Source organism: bacterium (genome assembly GCA_035691305.1).
Taxonomy (GTDB): Bacteria; Sysuimicrobiota; Sysuimicrobiia; order Sysuimicrobiales; family Segetimicrobiaceae; genus DASSJF01.
This window is the reverse complement of the sequence record DASSJF010000069.1, coordinates 83,714-106,641: the sequence shown is the minus strand read 5'-3', so window position 1 is coordinate 106,641 and position 22,928 is coordinate 83,714. Positions and strand designations below refer to the sequence as shown.

Here is a 22,928-nt window from a genome sequence, read left to right as displayed (position 1 = left end):
GGACGCGCGGACGCCGGCGGGGCCGGATATCGAGGCCATACTCCGAGCCGCGACCGACGTGGACGGCATTACGGTAGCGGGCGTCGCCGTCCCGGACGCCGATCCGTCGACGCTCCGCGCGCTGGGCGATCGGATGCGAGGACGGTTGGACTCAGCGGTCCTCGTGGCCGCCACGACCGGCAACGGCCGCATGGAGGTCATCGTGATGGCAACGCCCGGCGCGGTCGCCCGCGGCGCCGAAGCGCGGCGGGTGATGCAGGTGCTGAACCGGCGCCTCGGCACGCGGGGCGGCGGCCGGGCCGAACTCGCGCAGGGCGGCGGTGGCGATCCGTCGCGTCTTCCCTCGGTCCTTGCCGATATCGGCGCCGTCGTGCGGGAGGCGCTGGCCGGTTCCGCCGCCGGTCGCGGGTGAGCGCCGCGGCCGGCGGCGGACGTATTCTCGCGATCGACCTCGGCACCCGGCGCATCGGCGTCGCGCTAAGTGACCCGACCGGCACGATCGCGTTTCCCCTCGAGACGATAACCACCGCCAGTGCGGCGGGGCGCCGCGCCGCCGAGCGGGTCGCCGACCTCTGCCGGCGCCACGACGTGGCGCTCGTCGTGGTCGGATGGCCGCGCAACATGGACGGCTCGCGCGGCCCGGCGGCGAGGCTCGCGGAGGTCTTCGCCGGCCGTTTGCGGGCGGCGCTCCTCGTGCCGGTGGAGCTCTGGGACGAACGGCTGTCGACCGCGGCCGCCGACCGCACACTAATTGAAGCCGGCGTGCGGCGCGAGGAGCGGCGCCACGCGCGGGACCGGGTGGCCGCGGCCTTGATCCTTCAGGGATATCTGAACGCGCGCCGGGGCGAAGCCGGGTCTGTCAAGTCGACAGGTCTGCGTCCGCCCCCCTCTGGGCATAACGACGAGCGGTCATGATGGCCATCATTCGCCGGGTAAGGCGACAGCGGTGGACTGTGGGCGTCGCGATTGCCGCGCTTGTGGCGGCGGCGTCGCCGCCGGTTGCGGCCGTGCCGTCCGCCGCGGCCGCCGCGGAGCTCGTGCCCGGCGAATCGATCGGGCCGGCCCGTCTCGGGATGACGGTGAACGCCGCGGCTTCGGCGCTCGGGCAGTCCGTGCAGCTGGGTTCGGGCCGTTGGATGTATCCTCGATTCCGTCTCGTCCTGGACTTTGATGCCGGGGTGGCCGTCCGGATCTCGACCACCTCTGCGGAGTACCGAACGGCAGCCGGCGCAGGCGTCGGTACCGCGGCCGTCGATGCCGCTCGGCTCGTCGGTGACGTGAACTCCGTGACAACGACATCGGGTGAGAACGCCACCGTTCTGTACGCGTTCCAGGGCGTCGGGTTTGTCTTCCGCGGCGGACGCGCCGTCGAGGCGTTCGTGACGGCCGCGATACCGTTCGGTGCGCCGCAGAAGTCCGAGATCGTGCCGGTGATGCCCCCGGGACCGCCGATCCCAGTACAGACGGGTCCGCCGGCGGCCGGCGCATCTGCCGCGGTGGTGCGCGACGTCAGCGCCAACGTGCTTTCAGTCGGCGGGCTCACCGTGACCGGGACCGTGGCCAACGCCGGGCCGGCCCCCGTCGGCCCCCTGTTCGTGACGGCCAGGTTCACGCGCGCGTCGGGTGACCAAGTCGACGGCCGGACGATGATCGCGGGCCCACTCGCCCCCGGCGGCAGCGCGCCGTTTGAGCTGCAGACCGCGGCCCTGGTCGACATCGTCGTCCGCTACCAGGTCTTCCTCACGAACGCCACGGGAACGCTACTGGCCGAGACGAGGGCCGAGGCCGTCTCACCGGAGGCGTACGCGGACTTCGCACAGCGTCAAATTCACATCAAGGTCGATCTCGGCGCACCGTCTCAGATGATTGGACCGCCACGGGTGCAGGCGCTCGTCTCCGTGACCGACACCGGCGTGATTCCCGCGGCGTGGGTACAGCGGGTCACAGTGACCGTGCCGTATGTCAGCAACGGTGAGGCCGGATCGGCCACCGTGCAACTGTCGCCGGGGGAAACGGAGACCGTGGTTGTGCCGGCGAGCGCGACGCTCGGCGCGCCCCAAGTGACAGGAGTGGTGCTTCGTGGCCAGTAGGCCCGCCTCGTTCCCGCGCGCCGCGGCGCCGGCCCTCATCGCCGTGCTCGTCCTTCTGGCGTTCGCGCTGGGGACCGTGGCGCTGCGGACGGTGATGCACACCGCCGCGGACGAGGTGGCCGATCGGAGCGTGGCGCCCCGCGCGCGGATCGGAACGGACCCGGGTGCGATAGCGCCGGCCTTCAGTGCCCCGGCGTACCGCGGCGCGACAGTGTCTCTCGACCAATTTCGCGGACACCCGATCGTTCTCAACTTCTGGGCGTCGTGGTGCCCGCCGTGCCGGGCGGAGATGCCGGCGCTCGAGGCCGCGTACCTGAAGTATCGCGCCCGCGGCGTCGTGGTCCTGGGCATCGACGGGGCGACCGATACGTGGGCGGCGAGCCGGACATTCCTGGCCGCCCGCGGCGTGACCTATCCTGTCGGACGCGACGATCACGGGCAGGTGGCGGCGGCCTACCATGTGGCGGCACTGCCCACGACGTTCTTTATCAGGGCCGACGGGCGCGTCGCCGGCGTGGCCCTGACGGGTGGCTTCACGGGCCCGGACGGAACCGGGGAGCTGACGAGACAGATCGAGGCGCTGCTCCATTAGCATTCGACACCCGCGTGCGCGCGTGCGCTCGGCGGGCAGGGGGAGGACACAGATGCGACATGCGGTAAAGGCCGGCCGTATCGCGGCGATCGTCCTGATGCTAGCCCTTCCATTAGGCGCGGTGGCACAGTCCGGCGCGCAGCCGCCGGCGCCGCTGGTGGTGGTTCCCGGGCTAGGCGTCGGTCAGTGGACGGTGGACAGGCACCTCGCGGATATCGTCTTCGCGTTGGGCGACACGATCGTCGCCGACATGAGGCCCAGCGGGACAGATTTGGTGTTCCGCCCGCAGCTCGATGAAAAGTCCTGGTCGGGCCCCAGGATCTTCGTCGTCTATCCGCACACGTCCGACGTCGTCTGGGCCGTCGGCACCAGTGAGCCGGACGCTCGAACGATCGACCACGTCGGCATCGGATCGAGCGCGCAGCAGCTCACCGCCGCCTACCACGATCCGCAGATGACGCTCGAACTGGCGACCAGGAGCCGCACGCTGATCTACGACACCCTAGGAATCGCCTTCGAGTTCCAGTACGCACCGGAAAGCGGTCAGTTCAGCCCGACGGTCGGGCGGGTGGTTGTCTTCCGGCCCGGGCAAGGGAAAGCGATCTGGCGGGTGCCCTAGTATCCTCACAGGGCACTGCGGAAGATCCGCTCTCGGCTAGGGTGGAAGGTGTAGGGTGAAGGTATGATTTCGCGTAGGTCTGGGGGAGAACCTATTGACTTTAGGCTACGCTTGTGATTAACTTGCGGTGACAATTTCATAGCCTGACCGCTTTGTAGGGGCAAACCCAGAGCGATCTGGGGACGCAAAGCCACGGGACTGGCCAGCAGAAGCGCTGGCGAGTCGGCCGGGTTGCCAAAGCTGGCACCTCGACGCTCTCCGTGGCCGCGGAGAGCGTTTTTTTCTCCCCGGCCGCACACCCAGCATCGTCCATCCCCGCCGCGTGAACCAGCGCGGCCTTGGCTTCCCGGCAGACCCGGTGACGTGGCGCAAAAGGTGCCGGGGGGCCGATGGATATCACAGAACTGCTGATCCTGACACGAGAGCGCGACGCCTCTGACCTTCACCTGACCGTCGGGACTCCGCCGTCCCTTCGTATTCACGGGAAGCTCGTTCGCCTCGACTATCCGCCGCTGACCGCGACGTCGCTGCACGAAATGCTCTACGACGTGCTCACCGACGAGCACAAGGCCCGGTTCGAGGATACGCACGACCTCGACCTGTCGCTCGAACTGCAGAACGTCGGCCGCTTCCGCGTGAACGTGTTTGTGCAGCGGCTTGGCGAGGCGGCCGTGTTCCGGCTCATCCCCACTGTGATCAAGAGCCTCGATCAGCTCGGCATGCCGCCCGTGCTGCGGACGCTCGCGATGAAGGACCGAGGATTGGTTCTCGTGACGGGACCGACCGGGTCCGGCAAGTCGACGACGCTCGCCGCGATGATCGACGTGATCAATACCGAGCGCACCGACCACATCATCACGATCGAGGATCCGATCGAGTTCGTGCACCAGCACAAGGGCTGCATCGTCAATCAGCGAGAGGTCGGGCCCCACACCAACTCCTTCTCCGCCGCGCTGCGCAGCGCGCTGCGGGAGGACCCGGACATCATCCTCGTCGGCGAGATGCGCGATTTGGAAACGATCGCGATGGCGCTCACCGCGGCGGAGACCGGCCACCTCGTGCTGGCGACGCTGCACACCAACAGCGCCGCGCAGACCATCAACCGCGTTATCGACGTCTTTCCGCCGCACCAGCAGGAGCAGATTCGCGTGCAGCTGTCCGAGGCGTTGATCGGCGTGCTCGCGCAGACCCTGATCCCGCGGGTGGACGCCCGCGGCCGGGTGGCCGCGATCGAGATGATGATCGCCACCCCCGCGATCCGGAACCTGATTCGGGAAGGCAAGACGTTCCAGATCCCGTCGATGATCGAGACCGGCATGAAGGAAGGCATGACCAGCCTCGATCAGTGCCTGCGCGATCTGCTCCGCCGCGGGCTCATCTCCCCCGAAGACGCGTTCCTCCGGGCGGTGGATCGCGACGCCTTCGCGGCCGCCGCGCCCCGGGCCGCGGTGGGGGCGGGCGCGGCGGCCAAGGCGGCGCCGCAGCTTCGCCAGGTCGGTCCGGCCGCCGCCGTCGCGGAGCGGGCCGCCCGATGAGCCGCGTTCCGTACACGATGGAAGACCTGTTCCGGTCGGTCGTGGAGCGCGACGCCTCGGACCTCTATCTCAAAGCGGACACCCCGCCGATGCTCCGGATCGCCGGTGCGGTGGAGACCTCGGGGCTGGCCACGCCGTCGGCCGCGGCGCTCGACGGCCTCCTGGAAGGACTCATGAACGACGCGCAGCGCCAAGCGCTGCGAACGGCCGGGCACGCGGACTTCGCCTACTTCGAGCCGTCGCTCGGCCGCTTCCGCGTCAACATCTACCTCCAGCGGGGGACGAGCGCGCTCGTCGCCCGGCGCGTCCGCCAGGATATCCCGTCGTTCGAGGAGCTCGCGCTGCCGGCCGTGATCGCGGAGCTGGCGCTCACGCCCCGCGGCCTCATCCTGGTCACCGGGCCGGCCGGCTCGGGCAAGTCCACCACGCTCGCGGCGATGATCGACCACCGGAACCGCGCCATGTCGGGCCACATCATCACGATCGAGGACCCGATCGAGTACCTGCACGAGGACCGGCAGAGCATCGTCAGCCAGCGCGAGATCGGCACGGACGCCGATTCGTTCGCCTCCGCGCTGCGAAGTGCGCTGCGCCAGACGCCCGACGTGCTGCTGATCGGCGAGATGCGCGACGCCGAGAGCGCCCAAGCGGCCGTGTACTTCGCGGAGACCGGACACCTCGTGCTCAGCACTTTGCATACCATCAACGCCAACCAGGCGCTCGACCGCGTGCTCCACTTCTTCCCGCCCGAGATTCACGGTGAGATCTTCCTGCGGCTGGCGACCACGCTGGTCGGCGTCGTCGCGCAGCGGTTGGTGCCGCGGGCGGACGGCAACGGCATGGTGCCGGGCGTCGAGGTCCTGCGCGCCACGCCGCGGGTGCGGGACCTGATCCGGCGCGGCGACATCGGGGCGGCGCTGCGCCAGACGATGGCCGAGGGCCACGACGGCGGGATGCAGACGTTCGACGATTCGTTCTTCGACCTCTACCAGCGCGGGCTCGTCAGCGTCGAGACGGCGCTCGAGTCCGCGGAGAGTCCCAACGATCTGCGGCTCCGGCTCCGGGGATTTGCCCCGGCCGGACGCCGGACGAGTTGAAGACGATTCGCGGGGGGGAACGATCATGGGCAGCATGACCGGGCATGAGCGGATCGCGGGGTCGGGCGGAAGCGGGGCGCGCGGGCGCACGCCGCGGGCCGCCGGACCGGCGGCACGGACCAAAGAAGCGCCGGCGCCGCCTCAGGCGGCCGCGGTCGAGGCCGGCGCGGCGGCGGGGGACGCCGCGGACGTGCTCGACCAGTTTCACACCTACCGGCGGACGCAGGACCGGGCGCTCCAACAGACGCTGGTGCTGCGCTATCTGCCGCTGGTCAACCGGATCGCGCGGCGGTACGTGCGGCCCGGCGCCCCGCTCGAGGATCTCGTGCAGATCGGCTCGATCGGCTTGATCCACGCGGTCACGACCTTCGATCCGACGCGGGGCGTCAAGTTCGAAACGTACGCCTTCCACCACGTCGCGGGCGAGATCCGGCACTTCCTCCGCGACGGGCTCGAGGCCGTGCGCGCGCCGCGTTGGGTGCGGAAGATCTACGCGGATCTGACCGCCGCGGTGGCCCGGCTTCAGCAGGAGCTCGGCCGCACGCCGAGCGTCGCCGAGATCGCCGGCGCGATGAACATGACCGAAGCCGGCGTGCGCGAGGTCCTCGACGCGCACAGCCAGATGCGCGTGCGCTCGATGACGGACATGACCGAGGAGCACGACGTCCGGCCGGACCTGATCGCCCACCAGCGGTACGTGTCGCTGCAGCTGCCGGTGGAGGACCGGATCGTGCTGATGCAGGCGATGGACCGCCTTGCCGACCTCCAGCGCAAGGTCGTGTATTACCTCTACTACCAAGACCTGACCCAGAGCGAAGTCGCCCAGCGTCTGGGCGTTTCTCAACGGCACGTGTCGCGGCTGCTCGCCGCGGCGCTGAGGCACCTGGCCGAACCGCTTCGCGCGGCCGGCATCGGGTCGTCCGCGGCCGCGCGGTCATGACCCAGGAGGTGGGGACGGTGGTCATGCAGGACGATTTGCCGATCTATCCGATCCGGACGGTGGCGTCGCTGACCGGGGTCGACGCCCGCCGTCTTCGCAGCTGGGAGTCGGAGTACCATCTCCTCGAACCTGCCCGCAGCAAGGGCGGCCACCGGTTGTACTCGCCGCGCGACCTCCGGCTGGTGCACTTGATCCGCCGGCTGGTGGACCAGGAAGGGATGAGCCTGCAGGGGATCAAGGCCTTCCTGGCCGCGCAGTCCGAACTCGCCGGGGGATCTCCATCGCCGAACGGCTCGGCCCCGCAGACCGCGGGCGCCGCCACCGCGACGGCGACGGTGCCGCTCGCCGCGCGCTCACACAACGGACACGGCCGGACCGAACGGGGATAGGACTACCGGCTCTTGAGTGTCGAGCGTTTGCCAAATCGAGGCGCGGGTTGGCCGAGATGGCTCGGCCGCGGCGTTTTTGCGTCTTTGCCGGCGGACCGGCCGACGCCGGACTCGCCGTCCACGATATCGGCACCGCCGAACGGCGGCGCGGCCGATCCGGCGGTAGCGGCCGGCGCGCCGGGCGATGTGGAGCATACCACGAAGGGCAGCGGTAACGGCCGCGGCCCCGGCAACGGCATGAGCCACGCCGAGCTTCTCGACCAACGCGCGGCCGTGTCCCTGCGTCAACCGGGACGTCCCGCCCAACCCGAGGTTCCGCCGAGGGGCGCTCGTCCCGGCTCGCCGAACGGCCGGACCGCCGGTCCCGGAGCGATTCCGCAGGGGCCGACCAACGGCGCGGGGGCGCCACCGGCGGCCCTGGGCGACGGTAAGCCGACGCTGCCGCGCATCGAGCCGATCGGCGAGATTCTCCTGTCGCACAACGTCATCACGGTCGAGCAGCTCAAGCAGGCGCTCGAGGTCCAGCGGCGGAGCAAATCCCGCCTCGGCCGCGTGCTCGTGGAAATGGGCGTCGTCACCGAGCGCCAGCTCGCACGGGCCGTGGCTCAGCAGTGGGGGCTGCCGTATACGGAACTGGCGGAGGACAGCGTCAGTCCCGAAGCCGCGCGGCTGATCCCCGCCTACCTCGCGCAGCGTCACGGCATCATCGCCGTCGATCGCAAGCACGACCGTCTGGTCGTGGCGATGCCGGACCCCTCCAACGTGGTCGCGATCGACGACATACGCCTGCTCACGGGACTCGACGTCGAGATCATCATCGCGAGCGCGGAGGACGTCGGCCGGCTCCAGAGCAAGTTTCAGGGGCTCGTGGCGGACGTCGAGGAGCTGCTCAAGACGCAGGGCCCGGCGGTCGAATCCGAAATCCTCGACGATCCGAACCGTACCGAGGAGGTCACGATCGAGCGCCTCCGCTCGATGGTCGAAGAAGCGCCGATCGTCCGCGTCGTCAACCAGATCATTCACCAGGCCGTTCGCGCGGGAGCGAGCGACATCCACCTGGAGCCGCAGCGGCGCGAGGTCAAAGTCCGGTTCCGGGTCGACGGAATGCTGCAGGACATCATGGCGCCGCCGAAACAGATCCAGGCCGCGATGATTTCCCGCGTGAAGATCCTCGCGAACCTCGACATCGCCGAACGTCGCGTGCCGCAGGACGGCCACATTCACCTGCGTCTCGAGGGCAAGGAATACGATCTGCGGGTCAGCACGCTGCCGACCGTGCTCGGCGAGAAGATCGTGATCCGGCTTCTCGATCAGTCCAACACGAAGGCGTCGCTCAACCGGATCGGCATGCCGAGCGACCTGCTGACGACGTGGGAGGGGCTCATCACCAAACCGTACGGCATGATCATCGTCACCGGTCCGACCGGCAGCGGGAAGACGACGACCCTGTACACGTCCCTCGAGCGCATCAACACGCCGGAGCGCAACATCGTGAGCGTCGAGGACCCGGTCGAGTACCAGATCCCGCGGGTCAACCAGGTGCAGGTCAACGTCCGGGCGGGACTCACCTTCGCCAGCGGCCTCCGCAGCATTCTGCGGCAGGACCCCGACGTGGTGCTGATCGGCGAGATCCGGGACCGCGAAACCGCCCAGATCGCCGTCCAGGCGGCGATGACCGGGCACCTCGTGCTGACGACGCTGCACACGAACGACGCCCCCGGGGCGGCCACCCGCCTCGCCGACATGGGCATCGAGCCGTTCCTCGTGACGGGGTCGCTGATCGGGGTTCTCGCGCAGCGGCTGCTCCGGGTGATCTGCTCCCAGTGCAAGGAGGCGTACACGCCGCCCGCGGACGCGCTGCGCCGCCTGGGCCTCGACCCCGAGGAGCATGGCGGCCTCAGCCTGTACCGCGGGCGCGGCTGCGACTTCTGCCGCGGCACCGGGTACCGCGGCCGGATCGGCGCCTTCGAGCTGATGGTGATGCACGACCGGCTGCGCGGGCTCGTGCTGGACGGCGCCTCGGCGGACCAGCTCCGCGCGGCGGCGCACGAGGACGGGATGCGTCTGCTCCGCGAGGACGGAGTGCAAAAGGTACTGGAGGGCGTCACGACGGTCGAGGAACTGCTGCGCGTGGTCTTCGTTTCAGAGGACCGCTAGCGCACCGGAGGGGTTGGACGTGTCGACGTACGCATACGTAGGACGGAACGGGGCGGGCCAGGTCGTGAGCGGAGCGATCGACGGCGACACAGAGAGCGCCGCGATCTCCCGCCTGCAGGAAATGGGCTACCTCATCACCTCGCTCAAGCGGCGGGCCACGCAGCCCAAGATCGAGGACATGCTCGCGCGCTTCCGCGGGGTCAAGCTCAAGGACCTCACGATCTTCACGCGGCAGCTGACGACCATGATCAACGCCGGCCTGTCGATCATCGCCAGCCTTACCATCCTGCAGGCCCAGACCAGCAGCCAGCGCCTGCGCGAGATCATCGGTAAGGTGCGCGGCGAAGTCGAGGGCGGGGTGCCGCTCTCGGACGCGCTGGCGTCGCACCCGGAGGCCTTCAACCAGTTGTTCGTCAACATGGTCCGCGCCGGGGAAACCGGCGGGGCCCTCGATGATGTGCTCGGCCGTCTCGCCGGGTTCTTGGAGAAGGAACTCACCCTCCGCCAGAAGGTCAAGGCGGCGATGGTCTATCCAATCCTCGTCGCCAGCGCGGCCGGCGGCATCGTGTCGTTCATCGTGTTCTTCATCCTGCCGAAGTTCGTCGGCGTGTTCCAGGATCTCAACGTCCCGCTGCCGCTGCCGACCCGGTTCCTGATGTGGTTTACGATCACGAGCCGCCAGTACTGGTACGTGTTCGTGCTCGTCTTCGTCGTCGCCGTGTACGGGTTCCGGTACTATATCGGAACGCCGGACGGGCGCCGGTGGTTCGACCGCTTCAAACTGCGCATGCCGTTGTTCGGGCCGGTCAATCGCAACGTCGTCATGGCGCGGTTCTCCCGCACGCTCGGGACCCTGATCCACAGCGGCGTCCCGATCCTCCACGCCCTCGACGTCGTCTCGAAGGCGACCAGCAACGTCGTGCTGATGAAGGCCCTCGACACCGTTCGCACGAGCATCCGGGAGGGCGAGAGCATCTCGGCGCCGCTGCAGGCGAGCGGCATCTTCCCGGCGATGGTCGTGCAGATGGTCGCGGTCGGCGAGCGCACCGGCGCCCTCGACACGATGCTGGCCAAGGTGGCCGACTTCTACGACACCGAGGTCGAGTACGCGGTCACGGCGCTCACGTCGGTGCTGGAGCCGGCGCTGATCATGGTGATGGGCGGCATCGTCGGCTTCATCGTGATTTCGTTCTACCTGCCGCTCTTCACGCTCGTCGGCGCGATCAAGTAGGCCGCGGCGCCCGGCGGCGCGGGCGCCACGGTTACCGGGGAAAGGGCGTCTCGCCGTCGAGCGGCCACACCGGCCTCGCGAGACGCCGGTAGGGGAACGTCGTGAGGTCGAGCGTCGTCAGCCCGGGCGAGTCGGCGGTGATGATGCGCGCGGCGATCGGCTCGAACCCCGCCCGGAAGTGCTGGCTCGATTTGAGAGCGACGATGCGGCGGCGCGCGACGTCGATTCCGTGGAGCAAGAACACCTCCGCATCGAGGGTCTGCGACCGCACCGACGACACGAGCACGTCGACACCGCCGTCGGGCGGTCCGCCGGCGGGGATCACGAGCCGCGCCATGGGGCCGAGGTCGACGCGGGCGCCGCGGCCCATCGGCGACTGCTGGATGAACCGGCCGTCGGTCAGGCACTTCACGTAGGCATCCGTCTCGATCGTGGCGCCGTGCATCGTATCGGTCTTGCCGCCGAGCCGCACGCGAATCACGGCGCCCGCGCCGGCGGCGTGGGCCTGTGCCGCGGTTTGCGGATCCCACATGAAGCCGAAGCACGTCTCCGCCGCGCCCGCGTCCAGCAGCGCGCGCAGGAGGTACGTACCGTCGCCCGGGGCACCGCCGCCCGGGTTGTCGGACGTTTCGTTGATGATGACGGGGCGGGCGTCCGACGCGAGCGCGAGGTGCACGGCTTCGGCCGGCCCGGGCGCTGATTTCAGGAACGCTTCGCGCAGCCCCCACGCGTAGCGGGCGACGTCCGCGGCGGCCTCCCGCGCGGCGGCCTGGCTCCCGTCCGAGACGGCGACGACCGCGGCGGCGACGACCGGCGCGTCGGTATGCGCGAAGCCGTGAAAGAACGTGCAGTCCAGGATCCCCGGCCGGCCCTCCCACTCGCGGCAGCGCGCGTTGATCTCGCGCACGGGACTCTGGCTGCTGGCCGTGGTGGGAACGAGCATCGGAATCCGCACGAGGTGCATGCGCGGACGGACGCGGCCTTCGACCGCGCGGGCCGCGAGGACCATCGCCTCGGCGCCGCGCTCGAAGGAATCGACGTGCGGGTACTCGTTGACGCCGAGGAGCGCCGTTGCGTGCCGGGCCATTTCCTCCGTGACGTTGGCGTGGAGGTCCAGGGTCACGACGACCGGCAGCGCGGGCCCGGCGAGCGCCCGCACGCGCGCGAGGACGTCGCCTTCGACGTCGTCGACGCCGTCCGCGACGCCGGCGCCGTGGAGGGCGAGGCAGATCGCATCGACCCCCGCGGTGCCCGCCGCGGCGCGGACTCCGCCCCGCAGGGCCCCTTCCAGTCCGGCGAGGAGTTCGCCGCGCATCTCCTCGTACGCGTCCCGCCGGATCGTGCCGGACGGCGTCGCGCGCGTCGCGAAGGTCGGCACTACCTCGATGCCCCCGTCCGAGGCGGCGGCGAGCATGCCGCCGAGATAGTCCCGCACGCCGCGGTGGCGGGCCGCGAGCGCCTCGCCGTGCGTCCACTCCCGGGCCTTGAACTCGCCGACCTCGGTCGGCGCCACGCAGAAGGTGTTCGTTTCGTGCGACAGTCCGCCGATCGCGATGCGCATTTCGCGTCGCCTCCGCTTCGTGTTCCTACAGCCGGTGCCGCGGGTCGAGCGCGTCCCGCAGCCCGTCGCCCAGCAAATTGAACGCCAGCACCGTGAGGGCGATCATCACGCCGGGGGCAATCACGATCTGCGGGTAGATCGTGATGTAGCCCCGGCCGTCGGCCAGCATGCCGCCCCAGTCGGGCGTCGGCGGCCGCACCCCCAGGCCGAGGAACGAGAGGGCCGCCTCGAGGATGATGATGTTGCCGACCGACAGGGTCGCGAGGACGATCACCGGGCTCACGACGTTCGGCACGAGGTGCCGCCAGATCACCCGCCGGTCCGTCGCGCCGACCGCGCGCGCCGCGGTCACGAACTCCTGCTCGCGTAGGCTGAGCACGTCGGCGCGGACGACCCGCGCGTACGAGGCCCAGACGGTCGCCCCGATCACCAGGATCACGTTGGTCAGACTCGGGCCGACGACCGCGACGAGGGCGATGAGGAGGGCGAGGACGGGGAAGGCCATGAGCGCGTCGGTGATCCGCGACAGCACCGCGTCGGCGCGCCCGCCGAGGTAGCCGGCGGTGGTGCCGACCGCCACCCCGATCGCGACGGCGATCCCGGTCGCCAGCACCGCGACGGCGATCGCCACCCGCGAGCCGTAGATGAGGCGGCTGAGGATATCCCGTCCGATATGGTCGAATCCGAGCGGGTGCGCCGGCGTCGGCGCGCCGCCGCGCATGCCGGGGGTGATCGCGAGCGGTGAGTAGGGGGCGAGGACGTTCGCGAAGACCGCGACGGCCGCGATCGCCAGCACGACGGCGAGCCCGGCGACGCCCGGCCGGTAGCGCACGAACCGCCGCCAGGCGCGCCACCATTCGGAGCGGCGGACCGGCCGCGCGAACGGCGCGGGCGCGAACGGACGGGACGGATCGAGGGGGCGTTCCGGCGCCCGCCTCATCCGATCCGGATCCGGGGGTCGACGAGGGCGTACACGAGATCGGTGGCGATGTTGGCGGCCACGACGATCACCGCCAGCACGAGCGCGATCACCTGCACCACCTGGTAGTCCAGGTGGTAGACGGAGTCGGTCAAGAGGCGCCCCACGCCGGGCAGCGCGAAGACCGTCTCGACGATGATGGTGCCGCTCAACAGGAACGCGACCCGGTAGCCGAGGACCGTGATCACCGGCAGCAGCGCGTTGCGCACCGCGTGGCGCAGCACCACCGTCGGTTCGGCCAGACCCTTGGCGCGCCCGGTCCGGACGTAGTCCTGATTCAAGATTGCGGCGACCGAGCCGCGCATGAGGCGGGTGATTACCGCGGTCTGCTCCGTCGCCAGCACGGCGACCGGCAGAATGTAGCCGGTCCACGACTGTAGCCCGAACGGCGGCAGCCAGCGGAGCTTCACCGCGAACAGGATGATCGCCATGAGCGAGATCCAGAAGCTCGGCAGGGCGACGCCGAGCGTCGCGCCGACCGTTCCGGCGTAGTCGAAGATCGAGTACCGTCGGACGCCGGCCAGAATCCCGATCGGGATCGCGATCGCCGCGGACACCGCGAACGCAGCGACGTTCAACGCAAGCGTGACCGGCGCGGCCTGCAAGAGCATCGTCTTGACCGGCACCCCGGTGCGGATCACGGACTCGCCGAAGTCGCCGCGGGCCATGTTGCGGAGCCACGTCGCGTACTGGACGTACCAGGGCCGGTCCAGGCCCCACAGATGCTTGATGCCGGCCACCTGCTCGGGGGTAACCTCCGCTTCGCCGACCATCACGTCGACGGGGTTGCCCGGCGTGAGGCGCAGGATCAGAAAGGTGGCGGTGGCCACGAGGAAGACGACGGCCGCGCCCTGCGCGAGGCGCGTGAGGAGGTAGCGCCACATCGGCCGCGCCGGAGGCCGGCGGCCTACGTCACGCGAGCCACCACTGGTAGGCCTTGCGGTAGATCTGCGGGCCGTTGAACATCGCCTTCGGCAGGCCCTGGACGCGCTTCGTGAAGATGTTGTACCAGTTCCAGTACATGAGGTAGACGAACGGAGCCTCGTCCGCGACGATCTTCTGAATCTCGCTGTAATACGGCCGGCGCTTCTTCGGGTCCGGCTCCCGGAGGCCGGCGTCGATCAGGCTGTCGACCTTGGGGTTCGCGTAGTGCGACCAGTTGTTGCCGCCGTTGGACCGCAGCGTCAGCGAGGGATCGGGGTCGCCGCCGCCGCCGCCGTACGTCCAGTTGAACAGCGACGCGTCCATCTCGCCCTTCCGCATCTTTTCGGTGATCGTCGCGACCGGCGCCTCCGCGAGCTTCATCTCGATCCCGACCGCTCTGAGGTCCTGCTGCGCGACCTCCGCTTCAGGCCGGCGGGCCTGGTCGCCGACGATCGTGGTGCAGGTGAACGAGAACCGCACGCCGCCCTTCTGGCGGATCCCGTCGGGGCCGGGCTTCCAGCCTGCCTCGTCGAGCAGCGCCTTGGCCTTCGCGGGGTCGTGCGGGTACGTCGCGACGTTCGGCTCGTAGTACCCTTTGAAGGCGGGGGAGAGGTGCGAGGTCGCGAGCGCCGCCGTGTCCTTGAAGATGTCGTCGATCAGGCGCTGTCGGTCGATCGCGTGCATCAGCGCCCGCCGGGCCCGCTTGTCGGCAAAGAACGGCCGCTTGTTGTTGATCGGGAAGTGGTTGACGCCGGTCGTGATCGTCACGAACGTCTCGAAATTCGGGTCCTTCGCGAATCGGAGGTTGTCTTCGGTCAGTAGCGGCCACACCGAGGAGTCGGACTGGCCGGTCTGCAGGCCGATCGCCCGCACCGAGGGCTCGGGCACGATGTCGACCCGGAAGAAGTCGAGATACGGCCGGCCGCGGAAATGCTGATCGAACGCCTGGACCAGCGTGTGCTCGGAGGGCCGCCATTCCTTGAGGCGGAACGCCCCGGTGCCGATCGGCGCGTTTTTGTAGGCTTTCTCGCCGAGCCGGCCGTGATAGGCCGCCGGGACGATCATCGTGGACGCGCCCTTGGCCAGGAACGCCGCGTTGGGCTCGCTCATCTTCACCCGGACGGTGTACCTGTCGAGGGTTTCGACCGACCCCACGCCCTTGAAGTTGTTGGCCTGAACGGCGTGGTTCGCGGGGTTCATGTACCACTCGTAGGTGTACTTTACGTCGTCGGCGGTGAACGCGGTGCCGTCGTGAAACTTGACGCCGTGCACGAGCTTGAACGTGTACGACATGCCGTCCGGCGCCGCCGCGTACGACGCGGCCAGGGTGGGAACGAGATTGAAATTCTCGTCGAGTTCCAAAAGGGCGTTGTGAATCTGCGTGACGGCCGTCCAGATGACGGTTGGCCCGGAATCGTCGGGGCTCAGGCTCGAGATCTCCTGGTGCCCGGTCACAGCCATGGTACCCCCGCGTTTCGCGGCCGCCGCGGCGCCCCGCGGCAGCCAGCCCGGGGACGTGACGGATAGGCCGGCCAGCGCCGCGCTCGTCAGAAACTCGCGGCGGCTCGTCCTGCTGTGCAAGCGCTCCTCGCCCATTGATCGCACCTCGATTGTCGCTTCGGGGTTGGGCCAGAAATTCGGTCCCGCGTTCCGAACCCCTCCGGCGACCGGCGGAGGCGGGGCGCGGGCCGCGCGGCTTACACTTCGATCAACCGGTAGTCTTGCTCGGGGTTGACCTGCCGCAGCACCGGCAGCGAGACGTTGTAGACGGGGATGCCCTGCGGCGTGCGCCCTTCGGGTGAGCCGTGGTGGGCGTGCGCGTGCAGGATGGCGGCGACGCCGAACCGGTCCAGCGGGTCGACGAGGCGCGACGACCCGAGAAACGGAAAGACCTCGAGCGGCTCGCCCTGGACCGTCTCGCGAATCGGCGCGTAGTGGAGGACGGCGACGGTCCGCTCGATGCCCTGCTCGGTTTTGAGCCGGTGGAGCGCCCGCTCGAGGATGACGCCCTCGTTCACGGCGTCCTGGACGAACTGCTTCACCGCGTGCTCGCCCCAAGGCTGGAGGGCGAGGCGGCCGAAGCCACCCGCGAACCCCTTCGCGCCGACGAATCCTACGCCGTCGAGGGTCCAGGGCTCCGTGGCGAAGACCATCAGCCCGGTGCGTGTCAGGACTTTGACGAGTTCCTCCGGCGGCGTGCTCTCGTAGTCGTGGTTGCCGAGCACCGCGATCTTCGGGATCCGGCAGACTCCGAGCGCCTCCGCGAGGACGTCCGCCTCCTTGATGAACCCGTGATCGGTCAGGTCGCCGCAGAGCACGAGCACGTCCGCGCGGTCGTTCACCTCCGCGAACGCCCGCCGCAGGGGCTCGGGCACCGCCTCGCGGATGTGCAGGTCACCCAGCGCGGCGATGCGCACGCCTGCCTCCGACCTTCCGCCGTGCCCGCCGCGCGACGTCGGCGCGCGCGTCGGCGTAGCCCCACGCGGTCACGTCGGGGACGTAGTCGTGGGGCGTGAGCAGCGTCCCCCGGCAGACCGCCGCCGCCGGGTCCCGTCCGCGACCGGCATCGTTCTGCGAATGCTCGAGGCGCGAGAGCAGCTCGCGCAGCACCCACGACGGAACGACGTCCCGCTCGGCCGGGTAGGTGAATCGGAAATTGATGAGGTGCGCGAGCAGGATCTCCCACTCCGGTCCCAACCGGTCGACGAGCCGCCGCCAATCGAGCGTCGGCCCCTGCCGGCGGAGAACGTGCGCGATGTCGGCGCCGTCGTACCGGTAGCGGTCCTGTACGAACGCCTTACTCCAGATCATCTCCTCGGGGGGAATCAGCCGGACCCGCGACCCGAGCAGCCGCGCCGGCCGCGCGTGCTCGAACCACAGCCGGTCGACCGGGCAGATCCCGTTGCCGGAGCCGTAGATCACGTCGATGAAGAGATCGCCCCGGTAGACTTTGACGATCCACGTGGGGTCGGTGTGTTCCACTCGCTCGCCGGACTTGGCGAGGACGCGCAGGATGCGGGCCCGGTCGCGCCGCGCGCAGAACACATCGAGATCCTTCGTGTGGCGCACGATGCCGGCGTACACGCGCAGGGCGTACGCGCCGCCGATCATGAACGGAATCCGGCTGCGCACGAGCGCACGGAGCGCATCGGCGTAGAATCGTTCCGCCTCGATGATGCCCGCGGTGATGCTCATGCGGCGACGCCACCTCCCGGCCGGTGCCCCTGCTACATAGAGTACCCCGGCCGGGGGACGATGCTATAGGCTCGCGCAAGAACGAGGACAAGGCCGAGATCCCGTGGCCCGGCCCGCTCTCGGCGGTCATTTTACGGTGATCGCGCGCTTCCCGCGGCGCCGTCCGGCAGGCGCATGCCGTCGGGTTGCGGGTGTGCCCGGGTTTCAAACGGATCGCGCGCCCAGTGACAGGCCTGGATGACGCGGCCGCCGTGGTGCTCGTCGGTGCACAGCTGGATTTCGCGCATCCCGGTCCAGCCGTCGTCGCGGTACACGACACCGCGAGAGTTGTCCCACTGATAGTAACGTGTGCTTGTCGCTAGCCACACGAGAAGGCCTAAGCTGGCGAGTACGACCGCCGCGAACGCCGCGCTTGTCTTCACGAGACTCCACCTCGCGCGGGGACGTTTAGCCGGCCGGCCGGCGTCTTTCTACTTGGGCTCCCCGCGACCGCGCTCACGCTACGGCTCGTTCAGTTGCGCCAGCACGCGGGCAATCCGGTCGCGGAGGCGCGCCGCATCGCGAAATGCTGCGGGCGAGGGGCCGCCGGACGCCAAGTTCCGCCGGAGCGACTCCTGCCACGGCGCGAGCGACGTCCGGATCTCGGCGCCCGCGGCCTCGAGGTCGCGCGCCCACCGCGCTCGTACCGAGCCGGGGACGTCTCGCCCGGCTGCGCTCGCCAGTGTGCCGCGCACGAACTCCACCGTGCCGGCCGCCGCCTCGGCGGCATCGACGCACCGCGTCGCCGGCGAGAGGATCGGCGCATCTTCGCCCCGGCGCGCGGCGGCGCATTGCTCCCGGAGGTGCTCGAGCAGGTCGGCGAGCTGCGCGGCCATGGGCTCGAGAATGTCGCCGGCGTCCATGCCGGCGGCCCCCGGGTCTGCCGCCGCCGGGGGCTCCGGCGAGCGCTGGGCCGTCGAAGCGGCGCGCGTGTCCGCGGACGATACCTGTACGACTTCGGCGCCGGACTGACCGGGATGACCGCCGCGGCCGAGCGCGACGAACGCGGCGGCCACCGCGATCGCGGCCGCGCCGAGCGCGGCGAATTGGCGGCGGGGCGTCACGGTCGCTACAGGCGGAAGTGCACGATCTCTCCGGTGGTCGTGACGAAGATCATTTCGCGCGCGGTCCGCCCCGGAACGATTCGGAACACGGTCGCGCCGCGAATCTCGTGGGCCGGCAGAATCGTCGTCACGTCGAAATGGTTGCGCAGGAAGTGCGTCGAGGGGTCACTCTGGTACGAGTGTCCCCGATCGTCGACCAGCATGAAGTGCTCTCGATCGAGCGTCACCGGATCGACGCCGACGTTCTGCACCCGCAGATCAATGGTGACGTACACGTCGCGTTCAGCGACGACCCGCGAGTACTCGGGACGTCCAAGGTGGATGGCGACCCGGCCGGCCGGGTAGGCCCACTGCGTCACGATGACGACGGTGCTCGCGAGCACCAGCGCGGCGGCCAGTTGGAAGAGGCGTCTGGTGAGGGGCGTCATGGATGCGATCCGTTTGTTCCGGCGCGTGGGGCGGGCCGCGAGAGGCGTGCGATGTAGTAGCGGGCGGTCACCTCGTAGCCCGGGATCTCGCCCACTCTCGTCCACGCACGGATCGCGCCGGCGCGGTCGCCGCCGGCGGCGAGAATGTGCGCTTCGAGCCACAGCGCCTGAAATCTCCCCAGATCATCGGTGGTGACGCGGGCCGCCCGGTCGGCCATTGCCGCGCCCTCCGCGGGATCATGGAGGAACCTCCAGTACACCCACGCGGCGCCGGTCAACAGGCCGGCGTCGCGTGGATTGTTGCGAATGCCCTCGTCGTAAAACGCCACGGCTTCGCGGGGCCGTTCAAAGTGGAACGCCAGCCACTGGCCGCCGAGCGCGTACGCGTCGGTGAAGTGGGGGTTGAGCCACGTGATCAGGCGGACGAGCGGCATCAGCGCTTCGTCGTCCGCCCGCAGCAGGTCGCCGTTCACGATGCGGCGGCGATGCTGATACTCGTCGACGCGCAGCCAGAGAAAGTCGGCCAGCAGGCCCCGAATCTGCCCGACGAAGCCGCGCACCACGACGGCGGCGGCGCTAAACGGGACGTCGGCCTCGTCGTTCACGGCGGCCCGGTCGCGATCGACCAGCGCCTGGGTGCCGGCCACGCAGGCCATGAGCAACGTCGCGGTGATCGCCAGGCGGAGGCGGGGCCCCGTGACCGTCATTAGAACTCACGCTCCTGGAAGATCTGGACGCCGGCGTACAGGAAGAAGGCCACGAGCGAGGCGGCGTACAGGCTGGTCCGAAACAGGTACGGCCACGGGACGATCGTATTGTGGACCACCGCGGTCCGGACGTTGAAGTTCTCGAAGTTGGGCAGGAGATAGTAGAACGCCTGGCCGATAGCGGCCGCGGCGCCGCTGTTCGACACGAGCGCGATGTACGTCGTCACCGCGCCCTTGAGGTAACTGAGTACCAACACGAGGACGGTCAACGACGCGCACACGACCGTGCTGCTGAAGGACGCGATCGCAAGCGCGATGGCGGAGAGTACGACGAACGACAGCCACAGGAAGTATCCCGCTTTGACGGCCTCGAGCATCGCGCCGCCCCGGTCGACGTGGACGAAGAACACCAGGATCGCCACCATGGGCGCGATGGCGAGTCCGGTCGCCGCGATCGAGCCGCCGAACTTGCCGAGCACGAGCTCGACGCGCCGCACCGGCTTGCTGAGCACGTTGTAGATCGTGCGGCTTTCGATCTCGCCGGACAACTGGCTGCTGACGAGCACGAGCGTGGCCAGCGTCCCGAACAGGAAGATCACCGTGAGGGCGACGTCTTTGAAAAACTTGATCTCCACCCCGAGCTGAAAGAACGAGAGAAACGCGCTGCTGATAATCAGGCCGCAGCCAAACATGGCGAGGACCGGCAGCGTCCGCCGGCGCCACGCTTCCCGCAGCACCTGCCGCGCGACGACCAGGGTCACGGACGCGTTCATGCGGCACCGCCTTCCCGCTCCCCCACGAGCTTGACGAAGAGGTCTTCCAGCCGCTCGCGCTTCGCGCCGAGCGATACCACCTGGCCGCCCGTCTGCCGGACCATGTCGATGATCGGGTAGACGAAGCGCTGTTCGGGCACCACGACCACCGTCGCGTCGGTGCCGTGATGGATCGTCGCCCCCGGGATTTCCTCGACCTGCCGGCCGAGCGCGCCGTTGGCGCCGTGGACCGTGAGTTCCATCTCCCGGCTCTGCGTGAGCAGGTCCCCGATCCGCCCGACCGCGACGAGTTCGCCGCGGTGCAGAATGGCGACCCGATCGCACACCGTCTCCACCTCGGCGAGAATGTGCGAGCTCAGGAACACCGTCTTGCCGCGGGCGCGCAGGTCCAGCAGGATGTCGCGCATCTCGCGGCGTCCGATCGGGTCCAATCCGCCCGCCGGTTCGTCGAGGATGACGAGGTCCGGATCGTTGATCAGCGCCTGCGCCAGCCCCAGCCGCTGCAGCATGCCCCGTGAGTACTTGCGGACGGTGAGGCGCCGGTGCTCCCACAGCCCGACGAGGCGCAGGAGTTCCTCCACGCGGCCGCGCCGGAGTTGGTCAGGCAGTCCGAACAGCGACCCGTAGTAGTGGAGAAGTTCGTCGCCCCGGAGGTACTCATAGAAATACGGCGACTCGGGAAGGAAACCGAGACGGCGCCTCGCCTCAACTGATCCGAGCGGGTGGCCGAGGACGGCGCCGCCTCCGCCGGTCGGCCGGATGAGGCCGAGGAGCAGCTTGATGGTTGTCGTCTTGCCGGCCCCGTTGGGCCCGAGAAAGCCGTAGATCTCGCCCGGAGGAACATCCAGCGTGAGCCCCGCCAACGCCGCCCGATCCGCATGTTGGGGGTTGCGGTAGCGCTTGGTCAAGTGCTGAACCGAAATCGTCGGCTGCACGCCGTATCCTCCACTCCGATGGAAATCTCGTGCAAGTGCGCCGCAGAATCATATGCCCGCCGGGACGGCGACTTAGACGGCCGTCGCACCGGATCGATACGCCGCCGCCGGCACGCCGCGATCGCGCCCGACGGCCGCGTGCGCTTCGCGCGAGACCATCGTCGTGCGCTTGAATGAGTGCCCCCGTGCATACGTCTATCGCTTGAAACGAATGGGCATGACGAGCGTGGCACGGCCATGGGGCGGCAGTTCTCGGTCGCGTGGCGCGTCCGCGAGCACGGCAGAGGAACGAAAGGAGGGGGGAGGCGCCGGGGGACGACGACCAGATGCCTTCATGGGCGATCTCATTCAAGAGCCAGACCAATAGTCCGACACCGACAGGAGGTGGCACGTGCTGCGTAAACTCATGAAGAGAATGCGGCAGGACGAGCGGGGCTTCACGCTCATCGAGCTGATGATCGTGATCCTCGTGATCCTGGTGCTGGCCGCGATTCTGATCCCGCAGTTCGGCCTGGCGCGCGAGCGCGCGCGGAAGGCCTCGTGCGTCAGCAACCAGCGGAACCTCGAGACGGCCGTCGCGATGTGGCAGACGGACAATCCGAGCACGAACCTGCAGGGCGGTGATTTGAACGCGTCAATCCCGAGCGCGACGACGCTGTCGGGAAGCCCGCAGTACGCGCTGGCCGGCATGTACGTGGAGCCAGACGACGCAACGGTCACCACCGGCGCAGATTACTATCTGTCCAACGGCACTGCCGCCGGCACACAGGCCAATGCGGTGCCCACAAACCCGTCGTACGCGCACGTCGCGTGCCAGGCCGATAAGACCGCCGACGGATGGGTCGCCGGTTACGATGGAACCAGCGGAGCCGTCAACAACATCAACCACACCCGCGGCGCGCAGGCCTCGCCGTAGCTCGCAGCGACATCGTTGCATAGAGGCCCGGTGTAACCGCCGGGCCTCTACGTTTTGGCCGGCGCTCGATTGACCAACCGCGCGCAGGCAGCGGTATGGCGGGACCGCGCCTACTCGTTCGGCTGTGAGTCCGGTCGTCGCATTTCGGCGTTTTCTGGGCACTTTAAGACGGCAGGGGCGCGCCTGAAGAGGCTGCTCCCGGGGGGTGGGACACGCCGTGATCAGGCGCGCGCAGGCCAAGGGCTTTCGGAACGAGCGAGGCTTCACGCTCATCGAGTTGATGATAGTGATTCTGGTGATCCTGGTGCTGGCCGCGATCCTGATCCCCCAGTTCGGCCTGGCGCGCGAGCGGGCGCGGAAGGCCTCGTGCGTCAGCAACCAGCGGAACCTCGAGACGGCGATCACCATGTGGGAAACCGATAACCCGGGTCCGACATTGGCGGGCGGGACGATGAACAACTCGGTGCCGAGCGCGGCGACGTTGTCGTCCGGACTCACGCAGTTTGTGGTGTCGAGCATGTACATCGAACCCGACGACCCCACCGTGACGGATGGCTCCGACTACTATCTGTCGAACGGCGTGTCGGGCAATCCCAGCCCCGCCGGCAACGCCGTACCGACCAACCCTTCCTATGGACACGTGGCGTGCCGGACCGACCAGGTTGCCGATCCGTGGGTCGCAGGCTACGACGGTACCGGCGGATCCATCGCCGGCATCGATCACACCCGAGGCACTCAGGCATCGCCCTAAGGTGAC

Annotated in this window: 25 protein-coding genes and 1 riboswitch; of the genes, 13 read left to right on the top strand and 12 right to left on the bottom strand. The window is 69.2% G+C overall.

The annotated features are described in order from the left end of the window. The 11 genes from VFL28_12950 to VFL28_12900 all read left to right on the top strand — a co-directional run. Positions 1-412 (top strand): DHHA1 domain-containing protein (locus VFL28_12950; protein HET7265572.1); only part of this gene is annotated, 412 nt, incomplete at its 5' end. Then, entirely contained in the window at positions 409-915 is a 507-nt protein-coding gene (ruvX, locus tag VFL28_12945; protein HET7265571.1) for a Holliday junction resolvase RuvX, read from the top strand. The genes VFL28_12950 and ruvX, both read left to right, overlap by 4 nt. Then, positions 912-2,090, top strand: a complete 1,179-nt coding sequence (locus VFL28_12940; protein HET7265570.1) for an FxLYD domain-containing protein — start codon at positions 912-914, stop codon at positions 2,088-2,090. The genes ruvX and VFL28_12940 overlap by 4 nt, the downstream gene beginning before the upstream one ends. Beyond that, a complete protein-coding gene (locus VFL28_12935) occupies positions 2,080-2,682 on the top strand; it encodes a TlpA disulfide reductase family protein (protein HET7265569.1) in 603 nt (200 codons plus the stop codon). The genes VFL28_12940 and VFL28_12935 overlap by 11 nt, the downstream gene beginning before the upstream one ends. A gap of 52 nt (positions 2,683-2,734) precedes the next feature. Next, positions 2,735-3,301, top strand: coding sequence for a hypothetical protein (locus VFL28_12930; GenBank protein HET7265568.1), 567 nt, complete (start codon positions 2,735-2,737; stop codon positions 3,299-3,301). A gap of 149 nt (positions 3,302-3,450) precedes the next feature. Continuing rightward, positions 3,451-3,540: riboswitch (cyclic di-GMP riboswitch) on the top strand. Between the two features lie 150 nt (positions 3,541-3,690). After that, positions 3,691-4,836, top strand: coding sequence for a type IV pilus twitching motility protein PilT (locus VFL28_12925; GenBank protein HET7265567.1), 1,146 nt, complete (start codon positions 3,691-3,693; stop codon positions 4,834-4,836). Then, on the top strand, positions 4,833-5,933 hold the full coding sequence (locus tag VFL28_12920) for a PilT/PilU family type 4a pilus ATPase (GenBank protein ID HET7265566.1): 1,101 nt from the start codon (positions 4,833-4,835) through the stop codon (positions 5,931-5,933). The genes VFL28_12925 and VFL28_12920 overlap by 4 nt, the downstream gene beginning before the upstream one ends. A gap of 25 nt (positions 5,934-5,958) precedes the next feature. Continuing rightward, positions 5,959-6,873 (top strand): sigma-70 family RNA polymerase sigma factor, encoded by a 915-nt coding sequence (locus VFL28_12915; protein HET7265565.1) that lies wholly within the window; start codon positions 5,959-5,961, stop codon positions 6,871-6,873. Continuing rightward, on the top strand, positions 6,870-7,262 hold the full coding sequence (locus tag VFL28_12910; GenBank protein ID HET7265564.1) for a MerR family transcriptional regulator: 393 nt from the start codon (positions 6,870-6,872) through the stop codon (positions 7,260-7,262). Before VFL28_12915 ends, VFL28_12910 begins: the two co-directional genes overlap by 4 nt. 186 nt (positions 7,263-7,448) lie before the next feature. Beyond that, positions 7,449-9,419, top strand: coding sequence for an ATPase, T2SS/T4P/T4SS family (locus VFL28_12905; GenBank protein ID HET7265563.1), 1,971 nt, complete (start codon positions 7,449-7,451; stop codon positions 9,417-9,419). A 19-nt stretch (positions 9,420-9,438) separates the two neighbouring features. After that, the gene (locus VFL28_12900; GenBank protein HET7265562.1) at positions 9,439-10,650 is read left to right on the top strand and encodes a type II secretion system F family protein; all 1,212 of its coding nucleotides are present in this window, start codon (positions 9,439-9,441) and stop codon (positions 10,648-10,650) included. Positions 10,651-10,681: 31 nt separating this feature from the next. On the opposite strand, the gene VFL28_12895 is transcribed toward VFL28_12900, so the two are convergent. From VFL28_12895 to VFL28_12840, 12 genes are all read right to left on the bottom strand, one after another. Next, positions 10,682-12,211, bottom strand: coding sequence for a M81 family metallopeptidase (locus VFL28_12895; protein ID HET7265561.1), 1,530 nt, complete (start codon positions 12,209-12,211; stop codon positions 10,682-10,684). A gap of 25 nt (positions 12,212-12,236) precedes the next feature. Beyond that, complete coding sequence (locus tag VFL28_12890; protein HET7265560.1) at positions 12,237-13,151, bottom strand: ABC transporter permease; 915 nt, start codon at positions 13,149-13,151, stop codon at positions 12,237-12,239. Next, positions 13,148-14,074 (bottom strand): ABC transporter permease, encoded by a 927-nt coding sequence (locus VFL28_12885; GenBank protein ID HET7265559.1) that lies wholly within the window; start codon positions 14,072-14,074, stop codon positions 13,148-13,150. The genes VFL28_12890 and VFL28_12885 overlap by 4 nt, the downstream gene beginning before the upstream one ends. Before the next feature lie 28 nt (positions 14,075-14,102). Further along, positions 14,103-15,710, bottom strand: a complete 1,608-nt coding sequence (locus tag VFL28_12880; protein ID HET7265558.1) for an ABC transporter substrate-binding protein — start codon at positions 15,708-15,710, stop codon at positions 14,103-14,105. Between the two features lie 101 nt (positions 15,711-15,811). Beyond that, positions 15,812-16,531 carry a metallophosphoesterase gene (locus VFL28_12875; GenBank protein ID HET7265557.1) on the bottom strand — a complete coding sequence of 240 codons (720 nt, stop codon included), beginning with the start codon at positions 16,529-16,531 and terminating at the stop codon, positions 15,812-15,814. Next, positions 16,509-17,309, bottom strand: coding sequence for a nucleotidyltransferase family protein (locus VFL28_12870; GenBank protein ID HET7265556.1), 801 nt, complete (start codon positions 17,307-17,309; stop codon positions 16,509-16,511). Before VFL28_12870 ends, VFL28_12875 begins: the two co-directional genes overlap by 23 nt. Before the next feature lie 131 nt (positions 17,310-17,440). Further along, a complete protein-coding gene (locus VFL28_12865) occupies positions 17,441-17,731 on the bottom strand; it encodes a hypothetical protein (GenBank protein ID HET7265555.1) in 291 nt (96 codons plus the stop codon). Positions 17,732-17,809: 78 nt separating this feature from the next. Further along, entirely contained in the window at positions 17,810-18,412 is a 603-nt protein-coding gene (locus VFL28_12860) for a hypothetical protein (GenBank protein HET7265554.1), read from the bottom strand. Between the two features lie 5 nt (positions 18,413-18,417). Further along, on the bottom strand, positions 18,418-18,840 hold the full coding sequence (locus VFL28_12855; protein ID HET7265553.1) for a DUF4352 domain-containing protein: 423 nt from the start codon (positions 18,838-18,840) through the stop codon (positions 18,418-18,420). After that, positions 18,837-19,547, bottom strand: a complete 711-nt coding sequence (locus VFL28_12850; GenBank protein ID HET7265552.1) for a hypothetical protein — start codon at positions 19,545-19,547, stop codon at positions 18,837-18,839. Before VFL28_12850 ends, VFL28_12855 begins: the two co-directional genes overlap by 4 nt. Beyond that, on the bottom strand, positions 19,547-20,320 hold the full coding sequence (locus tag VFL28_12845) for an ABC transporter permease subunit (GenBank protein ID HET7265551.1): 774 nt from the start codon (positions 20,318-20,320) through the stop codon (positions 19,547-19,549). Before VFL28_12845 ends, VFL28_12850 begins: the two co-directional genes overlap by 1 nt. Beyond that, entirely contained in the window at positions 20,317-21,255 is a 939-nt protein-coding gene (locus tag VFL28_12840) for an ABC transporter ATP-binding protein (protein HET7265550.1), read from the bottom strand. The genes VFL28_12845 and VFL28_12840 overlap by 4 nt, the downstream gene beginning before the upstream one ends. 391 nt (positions 21,256-21,646) lie before the next feature. Here VFL28_12840 and VFL28_12835 point away from each other — a divergent pair, with 391 nt between their 5' ends. Both VFL28_12835 and VFL28_12830 read left to right on the top strand, forming a co-directional pair. After that, a complete protein-coding gene (locus VFL28_12835; GenBank protein ID HET7265549.1) occupies positions 21,647-22,171 on the top strand; it encodes a type II secretion system protein in 525 nt (174 codons plus the stop codon). Positions 22,172-22,376: 205 nt separating this feature from the next. Continuing rightward, complete coding sequence (locus VFL28_12830; GenBank protein HET7265548.1) at positions 22,377-22,922, top strand: type II secretion system protein; 546 nt, start codon at positions 22,377-22,379, stop codon at positions 22,920-22,922. Positions 22,923-22,928: the final 6 nt, after the last annotated feature.

Excerpts from the sequence above, each read along its gene's own strand:
- VFL28_12890 (HET7265560.1), bottom strand. The coding sequence starts at position 13,151 with ATGAGGCGGGCGCCGGAACGCCCCCTCGATCCGTCCCGTCCGTTCGCG.
- VFL28_12870 (HET7265556.1), bottom strand. The coding sequence starts at position 17,309 with ATGAGCATCACCGCGGGCATCATCGAGGCGGAACGATTCTACGCCGAT.
- VFL28_12910 (HET7265564.1), top strand. The coding sequence starts at position 6,870 with ATGACCCAGGAGGTGGGGACGGTGGTCATGCAGGACGATTTGCCGATC.
- VFL28_12850 (HET7265552.1), bottom strand. The coding sequence starts at position 19,547 with ATGACGGTCACGGGGCCCCGCCTCCGCCTGGCGATCACCGCGACGTTG.
- VFL28_12925 (HET7265567.1), top strand. The coding sequence starts at position 3,691 with ATGGATATCACAGAACTGCTGATCCTGACACGAGAGCGCGACGCCTCT.
- VFL28_12845 (HET7265551.1), bottom strand. The coding sequence starts at position 20,320 with ATGAACGCGTCCGTGACCCTGGTCGTCGCGCGGCAGGTGCTGCGGGAA.
- VFL28_12915 (HET7265565.1), top strand. The coding sequence starts at position 5,959 with ATGGGCAGCATGACCGGGCATGAGCGGATCGCGGGGTCGGGCGGAAGC.
- VFL28_12880 (HET7265558.1), bottom strand. The coding sequence starts at position 15,710 with ATGGGCGAGGAGCGCTTGCACAGCAGGACGAGCCGCCGCGAGTTTCTG.
- VFL28_12930 (HET7265568.1), top strand. The coding sequence starts at position 2,735 with ATGCGACATGCGGTAAAGGCCGGCCGTATCGCGGCGATCGTCCTGATG.
- VFL28_12885 (HET7265559.1), bottom strand. The coding sequence starts at position 14,074 with ATGTGGCGCTACCTCCTCACGCGCCTCGCGCAGGGCGCGGCCGTCGTC.
- VFL28_12920 (HET7265566.1), top strand. The coding sequence starts at position 4,833 with ATGAGCCGCGTTCCGTACACGATGGAAGACCTGTTCCGGTCGGTCGTG.
- VFL28_12855 (HET7265553.1), bottom strand. The coding sequence starts at position 18,840 with ATGACGCCCCTCACCAGACGCCTCTTCCAACTGGCCGCCGCGCTGGTG.
- VFL28_12895 (HET7265561.1), bottom strand. The coding sequence starts at position 12,211 with ATGCGCATCGCGATCGGCGGACTGTCGCACGAAACGAACACCTTCTGC.
- VFL28_12940 (HET7265570.1), top strand. The coding sequence starts at position 912 with ATGATGGCCATCATTCGCCGGGTAAGGCGACAGCGGTGGACTGTGGGC.